Origin of the sequence: Geminicoccus flavidas, assembly GCF_009806515.1 — a bacterium.
Lineage (GTDB): Bacteria > Pseudomonadota > Alphaproteobacteria > Geminicoccales > Geminicoccaceae > Geminicoccus > Geminicoccus flavidus.
In genome coordinates, this window is the sequence record NZ_WUJP01000501.1 from 1 (window position 1) to 1,333 (window position 1,333).

A 1,333-nucleotide genomic window follows, 5' to 3' on the forward strand; every position below is an offset into this window, starting at 1 on the left:
GGCGGCGTTCCTGGAAGAGCCGGCCTGCCGCGGCTTGCGCCTGCGCCAGGTCTTCTGCAGCGGCGAGGAGTTGCCGGCGGTGCTGCGCGACCGGTTCCACGCCCGCATCGAGGCGGAGCTGCACAATCTCTACGGCCCCACCGAGGCGGCGGTGGATGTCAGCTACTGGCCGGCCGGGCCGGACGACCGGTCGAGCCCGGTGCCGATCGGCTTTCCGGTCTGGAACACCGCACTCTACGTGCTGGACGAGCGGATGCGCCCGGTGTCGCCTGGCGTTGCGGGCCATCTCTATCTCGGCGGCCGGCAGATCGCGCGCGGCTATCTGGGCCGCCCCGACCTCACCGCCGAGCGATTCGGCCCGGACCCGTTCCGGCCGGGCGAGCGGCTCTACCGAACCGGTGACCTCGCCCGCTGGCGGCCGGACGGTGCCTGCGAATTCCTCGGCCGCTCCGACCATCAGGTGAAGATCCGCGGGCTCCGGATCGAGCTGGGCGAGATCGAGGCGGCGCTGCAGGCCTGCCTGGAGGTCGGCCAGGCGGTCGTGCTGGCGCGGCCGGGCAAGGACGGCGAGCCTGCGCTGGTCGCCTATGTCACGCCCGCCGCAGGTGCCATGCCCGAGCCGGCGGCCCTGCGCGCCGGGCTGGCCCGGCAGCTGCCGGACTACATGCTGCCTGCGAGCTTCGTCGTGCTGGCGAGCCTGCCTACCAACGCGAACGGCAAGCTCGACCGCTCAGCCCTGCCAGCACCCGAGCTGGCGCCAGCCGTCGGCCGGCCGCCCGCCGGTCCTGCCGAGGAACGGCTGGCCCGGCTGTTCGCCGAGGTGCTGGGCCGCGAGGTCGGGGCGGAGGACGACTTCTTTCTGGCGGGCGGCCATTCGCTGCTGGCGGTGCGTCTGGCGCGGCGCATCCGGGCGGAATGGCAGCTGGAAGTCGGCCTGGGCTTGGTGTTCGAGCATCCGACTATCGCCCGGCTGGCGCGCCAGCTCCAGCTGATGGCCGCTGCCCCCGACGCACGGTCCGGCAACGGGCTCGGCCCCTGCATCCGGCTGGGCGCCGGCGGGGGGGACGGGCTACCGCCTTTGTTCTGCATCCACCCGGCGGGCGGGATCGCCTGGTGCTATGGCGGGCTAGCCCGCGCCCTGGGAGGATCGCGGCCGGTCTTCGGGCTGCAGGCGGACGGGCTCGACCCGGCAGCCGCGATGCCGGCCAGCCTGGACGAGATGGCGGACATCTATCTGGCGCGGATCCGGGCGATCCGGCCGGACGGGCCAATCCACCTGCTGGGCTGGTCGGTGGGCGGCATCGTCGCCCAGGCGATCGCGGCCAGGCTCGGC

The 1,333-nt window shown here is 74.0% G+C and carries 1 protein-coding gene; it reads left to right on the plus strand.

Annotated elements, in window-relative coordinates; all coding sequences use genetic code 11:
• Window positions 1–1,333 (plus strand): AMP-binding protein (locus EQG76_RS14115; protein WP_159714502.1); only part of this gene is annotated, 1,333 nt, incomplete at both ends.